The organism is Pseudomonas sp. B14(2022) (genome assembly GCF_012030485.1).
GTDB lineage: Bacteria > Pseudomonadota > Gammaproteobacteria > Pseudomonadales > Pseudomonadaceae > Aquipseudomonas.
On record NZ_JAAUVM010000013.1, the window covers coordinates 47,270 to 66,119 of the forward strand.

Consider the following 18,850-nt stretch of genomic DNA (forward strand, 5'->3'; position numbering starts at 1 on the left):
CGGGCAACTCCGCCGTGGTTTCTTATTATCTCGCTTAGCGCTTCTTCTTGTTGGCGATGTGGATGGCATGGCCATTCACTGCCAACGCGGCTTCGTGCAGCGCTTCGGACAGGGTCGGATGGGAGAAGACCATCATGCCGATGTCCTCGGCACTGGTGCCGAATTCCATACCGATCGCGCCCTGCTGAACCAGTTCTGCTGCGCCTGGGCCAATCACGTGGACGCCCAATACGCGGTCAGTCTTGGCATCAGCGATGACTTTGACAAAACCACCGGTGTCGTTGGCTGCCATGGCACGGCCAGAAGCGGCAAACGGGAAGGTGCCGACGTTAACTTCAACGCCTTCAGCTTTCAACTGCTGTTCGTTCTTGCCGACCCATGCAATTTCCGGGTGGGTGTAGATAACCGACGGGATCAGGTCGTAGTTCATCTGGGTTTTGTGACCCTTGATGCGCTCGACAACCATAATGCCTTCTTCGGAAGCTTTGTGCGCGAGCATCATGCCGCGAACCACGTCGCCGATGGCGTAGACGCCAGGAACGGTGGTAGCGCAGTGATCGTCAACGTGGATGAAGCCACGCTCGTCGATGTTCACGCCGCTGTCGGAAGCCAGCAGGTCGGTGGTCACTGGACGGCGACCTACGGCTACGATCAGCTTGTCGAAAGTGATGGTCTGTTCGCCATCCTTGTCGGTGTAGGTCACAACGACTTCTTCGCCGTTAACCTTAGAGCCGGTCACGCGAGCGCCCAGCTTGATGTCCAGACCTTGTTTGGTCAGGGTTTTCAGCGCTTCCTTGGACACTGCGGTGTCGGCAGCCAGCAGGAACGTGTCCAGGGCTTCCAGCACGGTCACTTCGGAACCCAGGCGGGACCAGACCGAACCCAGTTCCAGGCCGATCACGCCAGCGCCGATCACGCCCAGGCGCTTAGGCACAGCCTGGAATTCCAGGGCGCCGGTCGAATCAACGATCACGTTCTGGTCGACAGGAGCCGGTGGAATGTCGATTGGACGCGAGCCTGGAGCCAGGATCACGTTCTCGGCTTCGATGATTTCTACCGAACCGTCCGGCTTGGTGATTTCAACTTTCTTGCCGGCCAGCAGTTTGCCGTGGCCTTGCAGGGAAGTTACGCCGTTGGCCTTGAACAAGGTCGCAACGCCGGAAGTCAGGCCTTTAACGATGTTGGCTTTACGGCCGACCATTGCTGGCACGTCCATGGTCACGCCAGCATGGTTGATGCCGTGGATCGCGAAGCCGTCTTGGGCTTCGTGGAATTTCCAGGAGCTGTCCAGCAGCGCCTTGGAAGGAATGCAACCAACGTTCAGGCAAGTACCGCCCAGTGCCAGTTTGCCTTCCTTGTCGGTGTATTTTTCGATGCAAGCAGTCGAGAGGCCCAGTTGTGCGGCCTTGATGGCGGCAACGTAGCCGCCAGGACCCGCACCAATCACTACAACGTCAAATTTCTGCGACATGAAAATAGTTCCTCTATTTAGCAGCAAGCTTTCAAGCCGCAAGCCCCAAGCCCAACTGCCTTATCCGGCAATCTGTCACTTGAGGCCTGCAGCTGCTTCTATCAGATATCCAGCAGCAGACGAGCCGGGTCTTCCAGCAGGTTCTTGATGGTCACCAGGAAAGTCACGGCTTCTTTACCATCGATCAGACGGTGATCGTAAGACAGCGCCAGGTACATCATTGGGCGGATCACGACTTGGCCGTTGATGGCCATCGGACGCTGGATGATGTTGTGCATGCCCAGGATTGCAGCTTGTGGCGGGTTAACGATCGGCGTCGACATCATCGAACCGAAGGTACCACCGTTGGTGATGGTGAAGGTACCACCGGTCATCTCGTCGATGGTCAGCTTGCCGTCACGGGCTTTCTTGCCGAAGCCGGCGATGCCGCCTTCGATTTCGGCCAGGCTCATCAGCTCGGCGTTACGCAGGACCGGAACCACCAGGCCACGGTCGCTGGACACGGCAACGCCGACGTCTGCATAGCCGTGGTAAACGATGTCGCCGCCGTCGATGGAAGCGTTGACTGCCGGGAAGCGTTTCAGCGCTTCGGTTGCCGCTTTCACGAAGAACGACATGAAGCCCAGGCGCACGCCGTTGTGGGACTTCTCGAACAGATCCTTGTACTTCGAACGCAGGGCCATGACTTCGGTCATGTCGACTTCGTTGAACGTGGTCAGCATCGCCATGTTCGACTGTGCTTCAACCAGACGCTTGGCCACGGTGGCGCGAACGCGGGTCATCGGTACACGCTTCTCGGTGCGGTCGCCGGCAGCGAACACAGGTGCGGCGGCAGCCGGTGCAGCAGCCTTGGCAGGCGCGGCAGCCGGAGCGTTTTTCTTCGCTTCAACCGCGGCAACCACGTCTTCCTTGGTCACACGGCCGTCTTTGCCAGTGCCTTTGATGGAAGCCAGGTTGATGCCGTTTTCTTCAGCCAGCTGACGCGCAGCCGGTGCAGCGATTGGATCTTCGCCACCCGCAGCCGGAGCGGCAGCAGGCGCCGAAGCAGCGGCCGGTGCAGCAGCGGCAGCAGGAGCAGCGGCAGCGCTGCCCTCTTCGATCGAGCCCAGCACCTGGTTCGACAGAACGGTAGCGCCTTCTTCGGCAACGATTGCGCCCAGCACGCCGTCAGCTTCGGCCAACACTTCCAGCACGACTTTGTCGGTCTCGATGTCGACGATCAGGTCGTCACGCTTGACGGCCTCACCTGGTTTCTTGTGCCAGGTGGCAACGGTGCCATCGGCAACCGATTCCGGGAATGACGGGGCTTTGATTTCGATAGCCATTATCTGTGGGTCCTTAAAATTCGGTTTCAGTCAGCGCGAAGGCGTTAAACAGTGAAAGCATCTTGCAGCAGTTTTTCCTGCTGCTCGGCGTGCATCGACGCATAACCACACGCAGGTGCAGCGGAAGCATCACGGCCGGCGTACTCCAGGCCCAGGGCCTTGTTGTGGTTACCGATGCTGCGACGCAGGTGATGCTGGCTGCTGTACCAAGCGCCCTGGTTCATCGGTTCTTCCTGACACCACACCACATTCGTGAGGTTGGTGTAAGGCGCGATGATCTCCATGAGGTCATCTTCCGGGAACGGGTAAAGCTGCTCGATACGCACGATGGCGATGTCTTCGCGGCCTTCGGCACGGCGTTTTTCCAGCAGGTCGTAGTAGACCTTGCCGCTGCACAGGATCAGGCGAGTGACCTTGGCCGCGTCCAGCGTATCGATTTCTGGAATCACGGTCTGGAACGAACCGTCCGCCAGATCTTCCAGGGTCGAGATGGCCAATTTGTGACGCAGCAGCGATTTCGGGGTCAGCACTACCAGCGGCTTGCGCAGCGGGCGGATCACCTGGCGACGCAGCAAGTGGTAGATCTGGGCCGGGGTGGTCGGCACGCACACCTGGATGTTGTGCTCGGCGCACAGCTGCAGGTAACGCTCCAGACGGGCCGAGGAGTGCTCCGGACCCTGACCTTCATAACCGTGTGGCAGCAACATGGTCAGACCGCACAGACGGCCCCACTTGTGCTCGCCGCTGGTGATGAACTGGTCGATCACCACCTGGGCACCGTTGGCGAAGTCGCCGAACTGGGCTTCCCAGATCACCAGCGCCTGCGGCGTGGTGGTCGAGTAACCGTATTCGAACGCCAGTACGGCTTCTTCGGACAGGAACGAATCGTACAGGTCGAAACGCGGCTGGCCTTCGTACAGGTTCTGCAACGGGATGTAGGTGCCCGCGTCTTTCTGGTTGTGCAATACCGCGTGACGGTGCGAGAACGTACCACGGCCGATGTCCTGGCCGGTCATGCGGATCGGGTGACCTTCGAACGCCAGGGTCGCGTACGCCATGGTTTCGGCATAACCCCAGTTGATCGGCAGGCCGCCGGCTTGCATCTTCTGACGGTCTTCGTAGATCTTCGCAACCTGGCGCTGCACCACGAAGCCTTCCGGAATTTCCAGCAGCTTGGCGGACAGTTCCTGCAGGGTCTTGAGGTCGAACGAGGTGTCGTGACGCGCGGTCCAGGTGTGACCCAGGTACGGACGCCAATCCACGAACAGCTCTTTGTTCGGCTCTTTGACCAGGCTTTTTACGACATGCAGGCCATTGTCCAGCGCGTTGCGGTATTCATCGATTTTCGCCTGAACACGCGCGTCATCCAATATACCGGCCTTGGTCAGGCTTTCGGCATACAGCTCACGGGTGGTGCGCTGCTTGGTGATCTGCTGATACATCAACGGCTGGGTGCCGCTTGGTTCGTCGGCTTCGTTGTGACCGCGACGGCGGTAGCAAACCAGGTCGATCACCACGTCACGCTTGAACTGCATGCGGTAGTCGACAGCCAGTTGGGTCACGAACAGTACGGCTTCCGGATCATCACCATTCACATGGAGGATCGGCGCCTGGATCATCTTGGCAACGTCGGTGGCGTACTCGGTGGAACGCGCGTCCAACGGGTTGCTGATGGTGAAACCCACCTGGTTGTTGATGACGATGTGAACGGTACCGCCGGTCTTGAAGCCGCGAGTCTGCGACATCTGGAACGTTTCCAGGACCACGCCTTGACCGGCGAATGCCGCGTCACCGTGGATGGAAATCGGCAGGACCTTTTCACCGGTGGTGTCGTTACGACGATCCTGGCGAGCACGGACCGAACCCTCGACCACTGGAGAAACGATTTCCAGGTGGGATGGGTTGAAGGCCATGGCCAGGTGAACTTCACCGCCGGTGGTCATCACGTTGGACGAGAAGCCCTGGTGGTATTTAACGTCACCGGAACCCAGCTCGACCTTCTTCTTGCCTTCGAACTCGTCGAACAACTCACGCGGGTTCTTGCCGAAGGTGTTGACCAACACGTTCAGGCGACCACGGTGGGCCATGCCGATCACGATTTCCTTGGTGCCGTAGGAACCGGAACGCTGGATCAGCTCGTCGAGCATCGGAATCAGGCTCTCGCCGCCTTCCAGGCCGAAACGCTTGGTGCCCGGGTATTTGGTACCCAGGTATTTTTCCAGGCCCTCTGCTGCGGTCACGCGCTCAAGCAGGTGGCTGCGCACGTCGTCGGACAATACCGGGCGGCCGCGTACGCCTTCCAGGCGATGCTGGAACCAGTGGCGTTGCTCGGAATCGGTGATGTGCGTGAACTCAGCGCCGATGGTGCGGCAATATGTCTGCTGCAACGCTTCGTGAATTTCGCGTAGGCTCGCTTCCTCTTTGCCGATGAACAGGTCGCCGGCACGGAAGGTCGTATCAAGATCGGCATTGGTCAAGCCGTAATGATTGATCGACAGGTCTGCAGGTGCAGGACGCTGCCAGAGCCCCAGCGGGTCAAGCTGGGCCGCCTGGTGGCCACGCATCCGGTAGGCCTGGATCAGTCGCAGTACTTCAACTTGCTTCTTCTCGTGCTCACTGCTCACGCTTCCGGCGGAAACCGGCTGGGCGCGGCGCTGGTTCTTTGCCAGCAGCACGAACTGATCGCGAATTGTTGCGTGCGATACATCGGTGGCAGCGTTGCCGTCTGAAGACAACGTCTGAAATTTGGTGCGCCATTCTTCTGGCACAGCGTTAGGGTCGTGCAGGTAGAGCTCATAAAGCTCTTCCACATAGGCAGCGTTACCACCTGAAAGATAGCCGCTGTTCCACATGCGCTGCATCACGCTTTCTTGCATGCTTGGTCACCCTCGATTTGGGGACACCACCGGCGAAAACACCGAGTTTGCTTGCAAAAGGCCAAGTGCAGCGACCAAAACAAGCCACTTAGGATCACGCTGATAGTTCGGGTACCAACCCGAATGCCCCTGCTTGTCTCATTTCTTCAAAATAAGAGCCGCGGCTTTGTAAGTCGCTGCTCAAGTTAAAACTACGGCGCCGGTTGAAGCCTGCGCCGCAGCATTTACGGGCACAACGGTCCTGCCTTGTTACAACGTCAGTTACACGCCACTCTGCAGCAGCATGTTACGGATGTGACCAATGGCCTTAGTCGGGTTCAGGCCTTTGGGACATACGTTGACGCAGTTCATGATCCCGCGGCAGCGGAATACGCTGAACGGGTCATCCAGCGAAGCCAGGCGCTCGGACGTCTTGGTATCACGGCTGTCTGCCAGGAAGCGGTACGCTTGCAGCAGGGCAGCTGGACCCAGGAACTTGTCCGGGTTCCACCAGAAGGACGGGCAAGAGGTCGAGCAGCAGGCGCACAGGATGCACTCGTACAGACCGTCGAGCTTTTCACGCTCTTCAGGGGACTGCAGACGCTCGATGGCCGGAGCCGGCGTATCGTTCTGCAGGAACGGCTTAACTTTCTCGTATTGCTTGTAGAAGATGCTCATATCGACGACCAGGTCACGGATAACCGGCAAACCTGGCAGAGGACGAACGATCAGCTTGTTGCCTTTAACAACAGCAGACAGCGGCGTGATGCACGCCAGGCCGTTTTTGCCGTTGATGTTCATGCCGTCGGAACCGCAAACACCTTCACGGCAAGAGCGACGATAGGAGAAACCCTCGTCCTGCTCTTTGATCAGTGCCAATACATCCAGCACCATCAGGTCTTTACCACCGGTATCGACCTGGAACTCCTGCATGAACGGCGCAGCGTCCTGATCAGGGTTGTAGCGATAAACACTGACTTTCAACATGGCAGCCACCCTTAGTAAGTCCGAATTTTCGGTTCAAACGTCGGAACCGTCTTCGGCGAGAAGTTCACAGCACGCTTGGTTACGCGCTTGTCACCCGGGAAGTACAGGGTGTGGCACAACCAGTTTTCGTCATCGCGATCTTCAAAGTCTTCACGAGCGTGGGCACCACGGGATTCTTTACGAACCTCGGCTGCGATCGCAGTCGCTTCAGCCACTTCCAGCAGGTTTTGCAGCTCAAGGGCTTCGATACGAGCGGTGTTGAACGCCTGGCTCTTATCGTTGATCTTGACGTTGGCGATGCGCTTGCGCAGATCGGCCAGCTGGGCAATACCCTTCTGCATGTATTCGCCGGTACGAAATACACCGAAGTAGTTCTGCATGCAGTTCTGCAGTTCGCGACGCAGGGTTGCCACGTCTTCGCCATCAGTCCGCTCGTTCAGAGCGTTCAGACGCGCCAGGGCGGCCTCGATGTTGGCGTCGGTGGCGTCATCGTATTCGATGCCGTCGGTCAGGGCTTTTTCCAGGTGCAGGCCAGCTGCGCGGCCGAATACCACCAGGTCGAGCAGCGAGTTGCCGCCGAGACGGTTGGCACCGTGCACCGATACGCAAGCCACTTCACCTACTGCGAACAGACCGTGGATGATCTCGTCCACGCCGTCGGCGTTCTGGGTGATCGCCTGGCCATGAATGTTGGTCGGAACACCGCCCATCATGTAGTGGCAGGTTGGAACAACCGGAACCGGAGCAACCACTGGGTCAACGTGGGCAAAGGTCTTGGACAGTTCACAGATACCCGGCAGGCGGCTGTGCAGCACTTCTTCACCCAGGTGATCGAGCTTCAGCAGCACGTGGTCACCATTCGGGCCACAGCCGTTACCGGCGATGATTTCCTTAACCATCGAACGAGCAACAACGTCACGACCCGCCAGGTCTTTCGCGTTCGGAGCATAACGCTCCATGAAACGCTCGCCGTGCTTGTTGATCAGGTAACCACCTTCACCACGGCAACCCTCGGTCACCAGTACACCGGCGCCGGCGATGCCGGTCGGGTGGAACTGCCACATTTCGATGTCTTGCACCGGCACGCCGGCACGCAGTGCCATGCCGACGCCGTCACCGGTGTTGATCAGGGCATTGGTGGTCGACGCGTAGATACGACCTGCACCGCCAGTCGCCAGAACAGTAGCCTTGGCGCGGATGTAGGTGGTTTCACCGGTTTCGATGCAGATGGCGATCACACCGACGAACTCGCCTTGTGCGTTCTTGACCAGGTCAACCGCGTAGTACTCGTTCAGGAACGTGGTACCGGCTTTCAGGTTGCCCTGATAAAGCGTGTGCAGCAGCGCGTGACCGGTACGGTCGGACGCGGCACAGGTACGGGCAGCCTGGCCGCCTTTACCGTAATCCTTCGACTGGCCGCCGAATGGACGCTGGTAGATACGACCTTGTTCGGTACGGGAGAACGGCAGACCCATGTGGTCCAGCTCGAACACCGCGGCCGGGCCTTCCTGACACATGTATTCGATAGCGTCCTGGTCACCGATATAGTCGGAACCCTTGACGGTATCGTACATGTGCCAGCGCCAGTCGTCGTTCGGGTCGGCGGACGCGATGGCGCAGGTGATGCCACCCTGGGCCGATACGGTGTGGGAGCGCGTCGGGAACACCTTGGTGATCACGGCAGTCTTGTGACCGCCCTGGGCCAGCTGCAACGCCGCGCGCATGCCGGCACCGCCGCCACCAATAATGATGGCGTCGAATGAAATAGTTGGAATGTTAGCCATGAATCAGATACCCCAAAGAATCTGCACACCCCAGACGAAGTAAGCGAACATCGCGACGCCGCATACTGCCTGGAAGAGGAAACGGACTGCGGTCGCGGACTTGCCCAGCGCCATCGGCGTCAGGTAGTCAGTCGCGATGGTCCACATGCCGACCCAGGCGTGAGCGCCCAGGGCTACAAGGGCCAGCAGGCTGAAGATTCGCATCGCATTGTGGGAAAACAGCCCGTGCCATTGCTCGTAGCCAATGCCCGGGTTTGCGACGAGGTATCCGATCAGGAAAATGAAATAAGCCGCGAGAACGACCGCAGACACACGCTGCGCCATCCAGTCATAGAGGCCCGAACGCGATAGGTTCGTAACGCTGGTTACCATATCCAAACTCCTGCCAGAACGATCAGCACCACGGAAATGGCGATGATGATTTTCGAGCCCAGGCGGCCGCCTTCCAGCGTCTCACCGATGCCCATATCCATGATCAAGTGGCGCACACCGGCTACCAGATGATAAAGCAGAGCGGACAGGAGGCCCCATGCTACGAACTTGGCCAGCGGGCTGGTCAAGCATGCCTTCACCTCGGCGTATCCTTCCTCGGAACCCAGGGATTTGCTCAATGCATAAAGCATGATGCCCAAGCCCAGGAACAGGATAATGCCGGAAACACGGTGCAGGAACGACGTAACGCCGGTGATGGGGAGTTTGATGGTCCTTAGGTCTAGGTTTACAGGTCGTTGGCTATTCACGGCTTTTTTTCACACTGAAGAGCCCCTAACAATCAGGGCAAAGTTGTTGGGGAGTGCACTGGTCAGGTAAGCACCACCCAGGGAGTGCGACCCCCAATGAAAGCAAGCCCAAAAGCCCTTGGCGGTCGGTGGCCGAGTATAGACAGTTAGGTTACTAATGACAACGCGCGCTCCTCACCCTAATAGCGGATTGCGCTGGCGAGATAAAAGGCGTAAATGGCAGGCAATTTCGAGGAAAAAGTACGCTTAAAGCCTTCTGGGGCAAGACTTTAGGCAAATTGACATCTGAATTTATCTCACTATAGTGGTGCGGGCCCTGCGTGGGGGGTCTGTCTGATGATTTGAAGCATAAATAGGAGGCCACATGGCTGACAAAAAAGCGCAGTTGATCATCGAGGGCGCAGCCCCCGTCGAGCTGCCCATTTTAACCGGCACCGTTGGTCCCGATGTTATCGACGTACGGGGCCTGACGGCCACGGGCCGTTTCACTTTCGACCCAGGCTTCATGTCGACCGCCTCTTGCGAGTCGAAGATCACCTATATCGACGGCGACAATGGCATCCTGCTGCACCGGGGCTACCCGATTGAGCAACTGGCTGAAAAATCGGACTACCTGGAAACCTGCTACCTGCTGCTAAATGGCGAATTGCCAACAGCCGAGCAAAAAGCCCAGTTCGTCAGCACCGTGAAGAACCACACCATGGTTCACGAGCAGTTGAAGACCTTCTTCAACGGCTTCCGTCGCGACGCCCACCCGATGGCCGTCATGTGCGGCGTGGTCGGCGCCCTGTCGGCCTTCTATCACGACTCTCTCGACATCAATAACCCGCAGCATCGCGAAATTTCCGCGATCCGCCTGGTTGCCAAGATGCCGACGCTGGCCGCAATGGTTTACAAGTACTCCATGGGTCAACCCATGATGTACCCGCGCAACGACCTGACGTACGCGGAAAACTTCCTGCACATGATGTTCAACACCCCGTGCGAGATCAAACCGATCAGCCCGGTGCTGGCCAAGGCAATGGACCGGATCTTCATCCTCCACGCCGACCACGAGCAAAACGCCTCGACGTCCACCGTGCGCCTGGCAGGCTCTTCGGGTGCCAACCCGTTCGCCTGTATCGCCGCCGGCATCGCCGCGCTGTGGGGCCCTGCCCACGGCGGTGCGAACGAAGCCGTATTGACCATGCTCGATGAAATCGGCGATGTGTCCAACATCGACAAGTTCATCGCCAAGGCCAAGGACAAGAACGATCCGTTCAAGTTGATGGGCTTCGGTCACCGGGTCTACAAGAACCGCGACCCGCGCGCCACCGTCATGAAACAGACCTGCGACGAAGTGTTGAAGGAACTGGGCATCAAGAACGATCCGCAACTCGAACTGGCCATGCGCCTGGAAGAGATCGCCCTGACCGACCCGTACTTCATAGAACGCTCGCTGTACCCGAACGTCGACTTCTACTCGGGGATCATCCTCAAGGCGATCGGCATTCCAACCAGCATGTTCACCGTGATCTTCGCCCTGGCGCGGACCGTGGGCTGGATCTCCCATTGGAAAGAAATGCTCTCCAGCCCGTACAAGATTGGCCGCCCGCGCCAGTTGTACACCGGCTACGAGTCGCGTGACATTACCAAGCTGGAAGATCGCAAGTAAGCAGCTTTTAGCAGCACCGAAAACGGCCTCCCTCAGTGGAGGCCGTTTTTATTTGTGTCGACTGATCTACCCCCATCGGGGCAAGCCCCCCACATTGAACTGCATTCCAAATGATGTACTCGGTTAACTGTGAGAGGGGGGGTTGCCCCCGATGGCATTGGCACAAGCACCTTCATAACCTCCAGACAAAAAAATGCCCCGGCCTTTCGACCGGGGCATCTCTTTGTCCAGCTACAACCTTAGTGATTAACCGCCCCACTCGCCCCCAGGCCAGTCTGCGAACGCACAAACTGCGGGAAGTACAGTGCACGCTCTTTCTCTGCCGCCGCCGACTTGTCGGTGATGGAGAAGAACCAGATGCCGACGAACGCGATGATCATCGAGAACAGCGCCGGGTACTCGTACGGGAAGATGGCTTTTTCGTGATGCAGGATCGAGACCCAGATGGTCGGACCCAGGATCATCAGGCCAACGGCACTGACCAGGCCCAGCCAGCCGCCAATCATCGCGCCACGGGTGGTGAGGTTTTTCCAGTACATGGAAAGCAGCAGTACCGGGAAGTTACAGCTGGCGGCAATCGAGAACGCCAGGCCGACCATGAACGCGATGTTCTGGCTTTCGAACAGGATACCCAGACCAATCGCCAGCACGGCCAGGGCGATAGTGGTGATCTTCGATACGCGGATCTCATCCTTCTCGTTGGCCTTGCCCTTCTTGATCACGCTGGCGTACAGGTCATGGGACACCGCCGAAGCACCGGCCAGGGTCAAACCGGCAACCACTGCCAGGATGGTGGCGAAGGCCACAGCCGAGATGAAGCCCAGGAAGATACTGCCGCCCACCGCGTTGGCCAGGTGCACCGCCGCCATGTTGTTACCACCGAGCAAGGCGCCTGCAGCATCCTTGAACGCCGGGTTGGTACTGACCAGCAGGATCGCGCCGAAGCCGATGATAAAGGTCAGGATGTAGAAGTAGCCGATGAAGCCAGTGGCATACAGCACGCTCTTACGCGCTTCCTTGGCGTCACTTACAGTGAAGAAGCGCATCAGGATGTGCGGCAGGCCGGCGGTACCGAACATCAGTGCCAGGCCCAGGGAGAACGCGGAAATCGGATCTTTCACCAGGCCGCCGGGGCTCATGATCGCTTCACCTTTAGGGTGAACCTTGATCGCCTCGGAGAACAGCATGTTGAAGTCGAAGTTGACGTGTTTCATCACCATCAGCGCCATGAACGAGGCACCGGACAGCAACAGCACCGCCTTGATGATCTGCACCCAGGTGGTCGCCAGCATGCCGCCGAACAGCACGTACATGCACATCAGGATCCCTACCAGGATCACCGCCACATGGTAGTCGAGGCCGAACAGCAGCTGGATCAGCTTGCCCGCACCCACCATTTGCGCGATCAGGTAGAACGCCACCACGACCAGGGAACCACAGGCCGACAGGCTGCGGATCTGGGTTTGCCCGAGGCGATAGGACGCCACGTCGGCAAACGTGTACTTACCCAGGTTACGCAGGCGCTCGGCGATCAGGAACAGAATGATCGGCCAGCCCACCAGGAAGCCGATCGAGTAGATCAGGCCGTCGTAGCCAGAGGTGAACACCAGTGCGGAAATACCCAGGAAGGACGCGGCCGACATGTAGTCGCCGGCAATCGCCAGGCCATTCTGGAAACCGGTGATCTTGCCGCCGGCCGCATAGTAGTCGGCCGCCGAGTTGTTGCGCTTGGACGCCCAGTAGGTGATGCACAACGTCGCGCCGACAAAAGCCACGAACATCAGGATCGCTGCGATATTCAGCGGTTGTTTGTGCACTTCACCGGTCAATGCATCCGCCGCCCAAACAGCGGGCGCGAAGACCGAAGCGCCGAATACAGCCAATAGACGACGGATCATTGCGCAGCCTCCTTGAGAATCGCATTGTTCAGGTCGTCGAATTCGCCGTTGGCGCGTCGCACATAGATGCCGGTGAGGACAAAGGCCGAGACAATCAGCCCGACCCCGATGGGGATGCCCCAGGTGATGGATGAGCCGGGGCTGAGTTTAGCCCCCAGTACTTGTGGCCCGTAGGCGATCAACAGAATGAATCCGGAGTAAAGCCCTAGCATGATCGCCGAGAGAATCCAGGCGAACCTTTCCCTTTTTCTCACCAGCTCCTTGAAACGCGGGCTGTTTTGAATCGAGAGGTAAATGCTGTCGTTCATTGTTTTTATCCTCGCAGCACAGCTTTTTTATTATTGGAACGTATCCACTGTATGCGGCTACGGAACAGGTTCCAGACGACCTTAGTAGTAGACGGAGTGTAGCGAGGGATTGAGAGGGCGCAGAAACATTTGCGGGTGACGAAAATAATGTGGGAGGGGGCTTGCTCCCGGTAGCGGAGAGCCAGTCAGATCATTGACGACTGACACTCCGATATCGGGGGCAAGCCCCCTCCCACAGGGGGTGTATCAAGGCATTGGGGGGTTATTTACCGATCCATTCGGCAACGCGCTCAGGGTGCTTGGCAACCCAGTCCTTCGCGGCCGCATCAGGCTTGGCACCTTCCTGGATAGCGAGCATGACTTCGCCGATCTCATCCTTGGAGGCCCACTGGAATTTCTTCAGGAAGGCCGCGACTTCCGGCGCTTTCTTCTCCAGGCCCTTGCTGCCGATGCTGTTGACGGTTTCAGCAGCACCATAAATCCCTTTTGGATCGTCCAGGAAACGCAGTTTCCACTTGGCAAACATCCAGTGTGGCACCCAGCCGGTGACCGCAATGGATTCCTGTTTGTCTTCGGCACGGGTCAGCTCGGCGATCATCGCCGCACCCGAACTGGCTTGCAGTTTGTAGTCGAGGCCGTACTGCTTGATGGCTTCGTCGGTCTTGAGCATCACGCCTGAACCGGCATCGATGCCGACGATCTTGTTCTTGAAGGTGGTATCGGTCTTGAGGTCTTCAATAGACTTGGCCTTGACGTACTCCGGCACGATCAAGCCGATCTTCGCATCCTTGAAGTTGGGGCCGTAGTCGACCACTTTGTCCTTGTTCTTGGTCCAGTACTCGCCGTGGGTCACGGGCAGCCAGGCGGAGAGCATGGCATCGAGTTTACCGGTGGCCACGCCCTGCCACATGATCCCGGTGGCGACCGCTTGCAGTTTCACGTCATAACCGAGCTTTGCCTTGATCACCTCTGCCGCCACGTGCGTGGTGGCAACGCTGTCGGACCAGCCATCTACATAACCGATGCTCAGAGTTTTGCTGTCGGCGCTGGCCAGTGTGGAGCTCATCGCAACTACCAGAGTGGCAGCTGCGCCCAAGAGTCGTCGCATCTTCATCGTACTTCCCCGAAAGTGCTGCGCCCGACGGATGTCGAGCGACGTCAACCTGTTGTTATGTGGTGCGCCGCGCCCCCTTCACGCGCATCGATCCGGCTGCTGCGACATCAGTGGAGTGCTGACACGTCGATCATCAACCTGCCGGGGCCTTCGACCTGCTCTGTCAGCGACCTCATCCAAGCAAGAAACGACATCACATCGCCAGTAGGACTTTTTGTAGGACTTAACCCCACATTCCCGCCTGAACTTTGCATGTCAAAATTATGCAGCCCCACTGGGATAGCGCAAATCCGGGTAAGATGCGCGCCTTTGCTCCCCCAGATAAGCCGACCATGCCCGCGACTGCCCGCTTCCCTGCCCTGCCCTATTGCTTCGCTCTGATCCTCGGCCTGCTGGCCCTTGCTGGTTACTGGTATGGCCTCGGCCGGCCGGTGGTGCTGCCCGATGTGGCCAGTGCCAGTCACAAGCTGCAATGTGCGTCGTACACGCCGTTCGACAAGGACCAATCGCCCTTCGACCAACCGTTCAAACTGCGCCCCGAGCGCATGGACGCCGACCTCGCACTGCTGGCCACCCGCTTCGAATGCATCCGCACCTACTCCATGACCGGCCTGGAAGCCTTGCCGGACCTGGCGCGCAAGCACGGCCTAAAGGTGATGGCGGGCGCCTGGGTCAGCAGTGACCCAGTGACAACCGAAAAGGAGATCGACGAGCTGATCGCGTCCGCCAACGCCAACCCCGATGTGGTCACCTCCGTGATCGTCGGCAACGAAGCGCTGCTGCGCAAGGAAGTCACCGCCAAACAGCTGGTGACGCTGATCCATAAAGTCAAAAGCCAGATCAAGCAGCCGGTCACCTATGCCGACGTCTGGGAGTTCTGGCTGCAGCACCCGGAAATCGCTCCGGCGGTGGACTTCCTGACCATCCATCTGCTGCCGTACTGGGAAGATGACCCCTCCGGCATCGACCAGGCCCTCAAGCATGTGGGCGATGTACGCCAGACGTTTGGCAACAAATTCGCGCCCAAGGACATATTGATCGGCGAGACCGGCTGGCCCAGCGAAGGTCGCCAGCGCGAAACCGCAGTGCCGAGCCGGGTCAATGAAGCCAAGTTCATGCGCGGTTTCGTGGCCATGGCCGAAGCCAATGGCTGGCACTACAACCTGATCGAAGCGTTCGACCAACCGTGGAAGCGCGCCAGTGAGGGCGCCGTGGGCGGTTACTGGGGCCTGTTCGATGCCGATCGCCAGGACAAGGGGATCCTCGCCGGGCCGGTGACCAATGTGCCGTACTGGCCGCTGTGGCTGGGGGTGGGCGGGATTATCCTGCTGGGCACGTTGGTGCTCGGTGGTCGCGTTCGCAGCACTCGTGCCGCAATGGCCTTGCCACTGCTGGGTGTGGTGGCTGCCTGCTCCATCGGTACCTGGGCTGAACTGACCCGCGTGACTGCGCGCTTCAACGATGAGTGGGTATGGGCCGGTTTACTCGTGGCGCTGAACCTGCTGGTGCTGGCCCACGCGGCCCTGGCCCTGAGTGCCCGGAAAGGCTGGCGCGAACGGCTGTTCAACTGGCTGGAACAACACGCCGGCTGGCTGGTGGCAATCGCCGGGTTCGCCGGCGCAGTGATGATGCTGGCACTGGTGTTTGACCCACGCTACCGCAGCTTCCCAAGTGCAGCACTGCTGCTGCCGGCCTTGGTGTACCTGGTTCGCCCGGTGACCGGGCCACGCCGGGAGATCGCCCTGCTGACCTTTATCATCGGTGCCGGCATTGCGCCGCAACTGTACCGTGAAGGTCTGCTGAACCAGCAGGCATGGGGTTGGGCGCTGGTCAGCGGGTTGATGGTTGTGGCTTTGTGGCGGTGCTTGCGGGTGCGCAAGACTTAAAACCGCTATCGGGGACAAGCCCCCTCCCACATGAGAACGTATTCCAAAGGTGGGAGGGGCTTGCCCCCGATTGGCCTTATCAGGCGCCCCGCGGCTGCCTGACCAACCGCAACCCCGCAATCACTACCGCAAACACCGCAAACGTGGTGTTGTACAACGCCAGGGCCGGGAACCCGAACACCAGCCCCAGCACCGCCAAGCCCCATCCCGCACGGCCCGGTACGAAAAATGCCAGTACCGCCGTCACCAGCGCGGCCCAGCCCAGCACCTTGAAGTGGATCATCAAGCCCAGGTTCGAACGCACCTGGCATTCCCAGCGGCTGGCCTCGTCGGCACAGACGCCGACCCACTGGCCATCTTCCATAAAGCCATAACGTGCGCCATAACTGGCAGCCAGCCATAACGGCAGGGCAATAAGCAGCAGAATCAGCGGCAAGCGGCGGGACATGGAGCACTCCGGTAGGCAAAAACGGCGCTCAGCTTAATGCGCCGGCGGCCGTTAGCAAGGTGCATACACACAATTAGTGTTCACTAATGCATGGCAAAGTGTATCGTCTCGCTACTATTACCCCGATTCCGACGTTATTTTCCGACTTTTCGTGCCGAAGGCTGGCACTTCGGTGGCAACGCGGTGGTCATAGCCTGCGAACTTCATTAAGCACGTTTCCTCTTAGGGATTAAGTCATGCTCCGTTCCTTGCGCTGTGCTGCTCTGCTGGGCAGCCTTTTTTTGAGTGCGTCAGCACTGGCCGTCGATATCGACCAAGCCAGCTATGGCTACCCTTTGACCAACCCGTTCGAAGCGACCATCGCCACCACTCCGCCTGACCTTCGGCCTACATTGCCGACCGATGAAGAGATCAATCAGTCCGACTACACCCTGAATATGCGCCCCGAGCGCGAGTTCAGCCTGCCGGACAATTTCTGGGCAGTGAAGAAACTCACTTACCGCATCGCCAAGCAGGATCGTGCTGCGCCGCTGATCTTCCTGATCGCAGGCACCGGTGCGCGGTTTGACAGCAGCATCAACGAATACCTGAAAAAACTGTATTACCAGGCCGGCTACCACGTGGTGCAACTGTCGTCGCCCACCAGCTTCGACTTCATCGCCTCTGCGTCGCGCTTCGCCACCCCCGGCATCAGCCAGGAAGATGCCGAAGACATGTACCGCGTGATGCAAGCCGTGCGCGCGCAGAACGCTTCGCTGCCGGTGACCGACTTCTACCTCACCGGCTACAGCCTCGGCGCGCTGGATGCGGCGTTTGTCAGCAAGCTCGACGAGACCCGCCGCAGCTTCAACTTCAAGAAAGTGCTGCTGCTCAACCCGCCGGTCAACCTCTACACCTCGATCACCAACCTCGACAAGCTGGTACAGACCGAGGTCAAGGGCATCAACAACACCACCACGTTCTATGAACTGGTGTTGAACAAGCTGACCCGTTACTTCCAGCAGAAGGGCTACATCGACCTCAATGACGCCCTGCTCTACGACTTCCAGCAATCCAAGCAGCACCTGACCAACGAACAGATGGCCATGCTGATCGGCACCTCGTTCCGCTTCTCGGCGGCCGACATCGCCTTTACTTCGGACCTGATCAACCGCCGTGGCCTGATCATCCCGCCGAAGTACCCGATCAGCGAAGGCACCAGCCTCACGCCGTTCCTCAAGCGTGCGCTGCAGTGCGACTTCGACTGCTACCTCACCGAACAGGTGATCCCGATGTGGCGCGCCCGCTCCGACGGCGGCAGCCTGCTGCAACTGGTTGACCAGGTCAGCCTGTACGCCCTCAAGGACTACCTGCACGCCAGCCCGAAAATCGCCGTCATGCACAACGCCGACGACGTGATCCTCGGCCCCGGCGACCTTGGTTTCCTGCGTAAAACCTTCGGCGATCGCTTGACCGTCTACCCGCTGGGCGGCCATTGCGGCAACCTCAATTACCGCGTCAACGCCGACGCCATGCTGGAGTTCTTCCGTGGCTAAATATCTTCTGCTGCTCGCCGCCCTGATGTGTGCGGGCGTAGCCAATGCCGACAACAGCAAGGCTCACGCGCCTGTCGTGATGGACTCCGACGGTTTCAAGGAGCCATTGAGCAAACTCAAGTTCAACCCGGGCCTGGACCAGCGTGAGTTCGAACGCTCATCGGTCAACGCGCTGAATGTGTATGACCCGTTGGAGTCGTGGAACCGCCGCGTGTACCACTTCAACTACCGCTTCGACCAATGGGTGTTCCTACCGGTGGTCGACGGCTACCGCTACGTCACGCCAAGCTTCCTGCGCACCGGCGTGAGCAACTTCTTCAACAACCTGGGCGACGTGCCCAACCTGTTGAACAGCCTGCTGCAACTCAAAGGCCACCGTTCCCTGGAAACCACCGGGCGCCTGCTGCTCAACACCACCGTCGGCATCGCCGGCCTGTGGGACCCGGCGACCGCCATGGGCCTGCCGCGCCAGAGCGAAGACTTCGGCCAGACCCTGGGCTTCTACGGCGTGCCCGGCGGTGCCTACCTGGTGCTGCCGATCTTCGGCCCGTCGAACCTGCGTGACACCGGCGGCTTGCTGGTGGACTACACCGCCGAGTCGCAGATCAACTTCCTGAACGTCTCCGAAGTCAGCTCCAACCACCCGGAAATCTGGGCCCTGCGCGCGGTGGACAAGCGCTACCAGACCAGCTTCCGCTACGGTCAGATGAACTCGCCGTTCGAGTATGAAAAGGTGCGGTATATCTATACGGAATCACGCAAATTGCAGATTGCCGAGTAAGTAACGCCGACAAAAAAGGCCATTCGAATGAATGGCCTTTTTTTTGCGCGGAGTGGCGGCAACA

At 59.0% G+C, this 18,850-nt stretch carries 15 protein-coding genes; 4 read left to right on the plus strand and 11 right to left on the minus strand.

Annotated elements, in window-relative coordinates; translation table 11 throughout:
• Window positions 1-34: 34 nt before the first annotated feature.
• The 7 genes from lpdA to sdhC all read right to left on the minus strand — a co-directional run bounded on the left by lpdA (window position 35) and on the right by sdhC (window position 9,162).
• The gene (lpdA, locus tag HCF10_RS19140; protein ID WP_065924490.1) at window positions 35-1,471 is read right to left on the minus strand and encodes a dihydrolipoyl dehydrogenase; all 1,437 of its coding nucleotides are present in this window, start codon (window positions 1,469-1,471) and stop codon (window positions 35-37) included.
• A 101-nt stretch (window positions 1,472-1,572) separates the two neighbouring features.
• Entirely contained in the window at window positions 1,573-2,796 is a 1,224-nt protein-coding gene (gene odhB, locus HCF10_RS19145; protein WP_065924489.1) for a 2-oxoglutarate dehydrogenase complex dihydrolipoyllysine-residue succinyltransferase, read from the minus strand.
• Between the two features lie 44 nt (window positions 2,797-2,840).
• The gene (locus tag HCF10_RS19150; protein ID WP_131699465.1) at window positions 2,841-5,672 is read right to left on the minus strand and encodes a 2-oxoglutarate dehydrogenase E1 component; all 2,832 of its coding nucleotides are present in this window, start codon (window positions 5,670-5,672) and stop codon (window positions 2,841-2,843) included.
• Window positions 5,673-5,933: 261 nt separating this feature from the next.
• Entirely contained in the window at window positions 5,934-6,638 is a 705-nt protein-coding gene (locus HCF10_RS19155; RefSeq protein WP_003172807.1) for a succinate dehydrogenase iron-sulfur subunit, read from the minus strand.
• An 11-nt stretch (window positions 6,639-6,649) separates the two neighbouring features.
• Window positions 6,650-8,422 (minus strand): succinate dehydrogenase flavoprotein subunit, encoded by a 1,773-nt coding sequence (gene sdhA, locus HCF10_RS19160; protein WP_053130512.1) that lies wholly within the window; start codon window positions 8,420-8,422, stop codon window positions 6,650-6,652.
• A gap of 3 nt (window positions 8,423-8,425) precedes the next feature.
• Window positions 8,426-8,794 carry a succinate dehydrogenase, hydrophobic membrane anchor protein gene (gene sdhD, locus HCF10_RS19165; protein ID WP_003172805.1) on the minus strand — a complete coding sequence of 123 codons (369 nt, stop codon included), beginning with the start codon at window positions 8,792-8,794 and terminating at the stop codon, window positions 8,426-8,428.
• On the minus strand, window positions 8,788-9,162 hold the full coding sequence (sdhC, locus tag HCF10_RS19170; protein ID WP_003172804.1) for a succinate dehydrogenase, cytochrome b556 subunit: 375 nt from the start codon (window positions 9,160-9,162) through the stop codon (window positions 8,788-8,790). The genes sdhD and sdhC overlap by 7 nt, the downstream gene beginning before the upstream one ends.
• Before the next feature lie 364 nt (window positions 9,163-9,526).
• On the opposite strand from sdhC, the gene gltA reads away from it, so the two are divergent.
• Window positions 9,527-10,816, plus strand: a complete 1,290-nt coding sequence (gene gltA / locus HCF10_RS19175) for a citrate synthase (RefSeq protein ID WP_003172803.1) — start codon at window positions 9,527-9,529, stop codon at window positions 10,814-10,816.
• 239 nt (window positions 10,817-11,055) lie between these two features.
• On the opposite strand, the gene HCF10_RS19180 is transcribed toward gltA, so the two are convergent.
• From HCF10_RS19180 to HCF10_RS19190, 3 genes are all read right to left on the minus strand, one after another.
• Entirely contained in the window at window positions 11,056-12,714 is a 1,659-nt protein-coding gene (locus tag HCF10_RS19180) for a cation acetate symporter (RefSeq protein WP_131699466.1), read from the minus strand.
• The gene (locus HCF10_RS19185) at window positions 12,711-13,022 is read right to left on the minus strand and encodes a DUF485 domain-containing protein (RefSeq protein ID WP_027607054.1); all 312 of its coding nucleotides are present in this window, start codon (window positions 13,020-13,022) and stop codon (window positions 12,711-12,713) included. Before HCF10_RS19185 ends, HCF10_RS19180 begins: the two co-directional genes overlap by 4 nt.
• A gap of 262 nt (window positions 13,023-13,284) precedes the next feature.
• A complete protein-coding gene (locus tag HCF10_RS19190; RefSeq protein ID WP_131699467.1) occupies window positions 13,285-14,136 on the minus strand; it encodes a glycine betaine ABC transporter substrate-binding protein in 852 nt (283 codons plus the stop codon).
• A 332-nt stretch (window positions 14,137-14,468) separates the two neighbouring features.
• Here HCF10_RS19190 and HCF10_RS19195 point away from each other — a divergent pair, with 332 nt between their 5' ends.
• Window positions 14,469-16,022 carry a glycoside hydrolase family 17 protein gene (locus HCF10_RS19195; RefSeq protein WP_131699468.1) on the plus strand — a complete coding sequence of 518 codons (1,554 nt, stop codon included), beginning with the start codon at window positions 14,469-14,471 and terminating at the stop codon, window positions 16,020-16,022.
• A 79-nt stretch (window positions 16,023-16,101) separates the two neighbouring features.
• Here HCF10_RS19195 and HCF10_RS19200 read toward each other — a convergent pair whose 3' ends face one another.
• Window positions 16,102-16,470, minus strand: coding sequence for a hypothetical protein (locus HCF10_RS19200; protein WP_131699469.1), 369 nt, complete (start codon window positions 16,468-16,470; stop codon window positions 16,102-16,104).
• Window positions 16,471-16,706: 236 nt separating this feature from the next.
• Between HCF10_RS19200 and HCF10_RS19205 the strand changes: the two genes are divergently transcribed.
• Together HCF10_RS19205 and HCF10_RS19210 are read left to right on the plus strand one after the other, a co-directional pair.
• Window positions 16,707-18,005 carry a serine/threonine protein kinase gene (locus HCF10_RS19205; protein ID WP_167656184.1) on the plus strand — a complete coding sequence of 433 codons (1,299 nt, stop codon included), beginning with the start codon at window positions 16,707-16,709 and terminating at the stop codon, window positions 18,003-18,005.
• The gene (locus tag HCF10_RS19210) at window positions 17,998-18,786 is read left to right on the plus strand and encodes an MlaA family lipoprotein (RefSeq protein WP_027607049.1); all 789 of its coding nucleotides are present in this window, start codon (window positions 17,998-18,000) and stop codon (window positions 18,784-18,786) included. The genes HCF10_RS19205 and HCF10_RS19210 overlap by 8 nt, the downstream gene beginning before the upstream one ends.
• Window positions 18,787-18,850: the final 64 nt, after the last annotated feature.

What these genes read in the sequence shown, in the direction of transcription:
- lpdA (WP_065924490.1), bottom strand. Translation starts at nt 1,471, where the DNA reads ATGTCGCAGAAATTTGACGTTGTAGTGATTGGTGCGGGTCCTGGCGGC.
- HCF10_RS19200 (WP_131699469.1), bottom strand. Translation starts at nt 16,470, where the DNA reads ATGTCCCGCCGCTTGCCGCTGATTCTGCTGCTTATTGCCCTGCCGTTA.
- HCF10_RS19185 (WP_027607054.1), bottom strand. Translation starts at nt 13,022, where the DNA reads ATGAACGACAGCATTTACCTCTCGATTCAAAACAGCCCGCGTTTCAAG.
- odhB (WP_065924489.1), bottom strand. Translation starts at nt 2,796, where the DNA reads ATGGCTATCGAAATCAAAGCCCCGTCATTCCCGGAATCGGTTGCCGAT.
- HCF10_RS19150 (WP_131699465.1), bottom strand. Translation starts at nt 5,672, where the DNA reads ATGCAAGAAAGCGTGATGCAGCGCATGTGGAACAGCGGCTATCTTTCA.
- sdhD (WP_003172805.1), bottom strand. Translation starts at nt 8,794, where the DNA reads ATGGTAACCAGCGTTACGAACCTATCGCGTTCGGGCCTCTATGACTGG.
- HCF10_RS19155 (WP_003172807.1), bottom strand. Translation starts at nt 6,638, where the DNA reads ATGTTGAAAGTCAGTGTTTATCGCTACAACCCTGATCAGGACGCTGCG.
- HCF10_RS19205 (WP_167656184.1), top strand. Translation starts at nt 16,707, where the DNA reads ATGCTCCGTTCCTTGCGCTGTGCTGCTCTGCTGGGCAGCCTTTTTTTG.
- HCF10_RS19180 (WP_131699466.1), bottom strand. Translation starts at nt 12,714, where the DNA reads ATGATCCGTCGTCTATTGGCTGTATTCGGCGCTTCGGTCTTCGCGCCC.
- HCF10_RS19195 (WP_131699468.1), top strand. Translation starts at nt 14,469, where the DNA reads ATGCCCGCGACTGCCCGCTTCCCTGCCCTGCCCTATTGCTTCGCTCTG.
- gltA (WP_003172803.1), top strand. Translation starts at nt 9,527, where the DNA reads ATGGCTGACAAAAAAGCGCAGTTGATCATCGAGGGCGCAGCCCCCGTC.
- HCF10_RS19190 (WP_131699467.1), bottom strand. Translation starts at nt 14,136, where the DNA reads ATGAAGATGCGACGACTCTTGGGCGCAGCTGCCACTCTGGTAGTTGCG.
- sdhA (WP_053130512.1), bottom strand. Translation starts at nt 8,422, where the DNA reads ATGGCTAACATTCCAACTATTTCATTCGACGCCATCATTATTGGTGGC.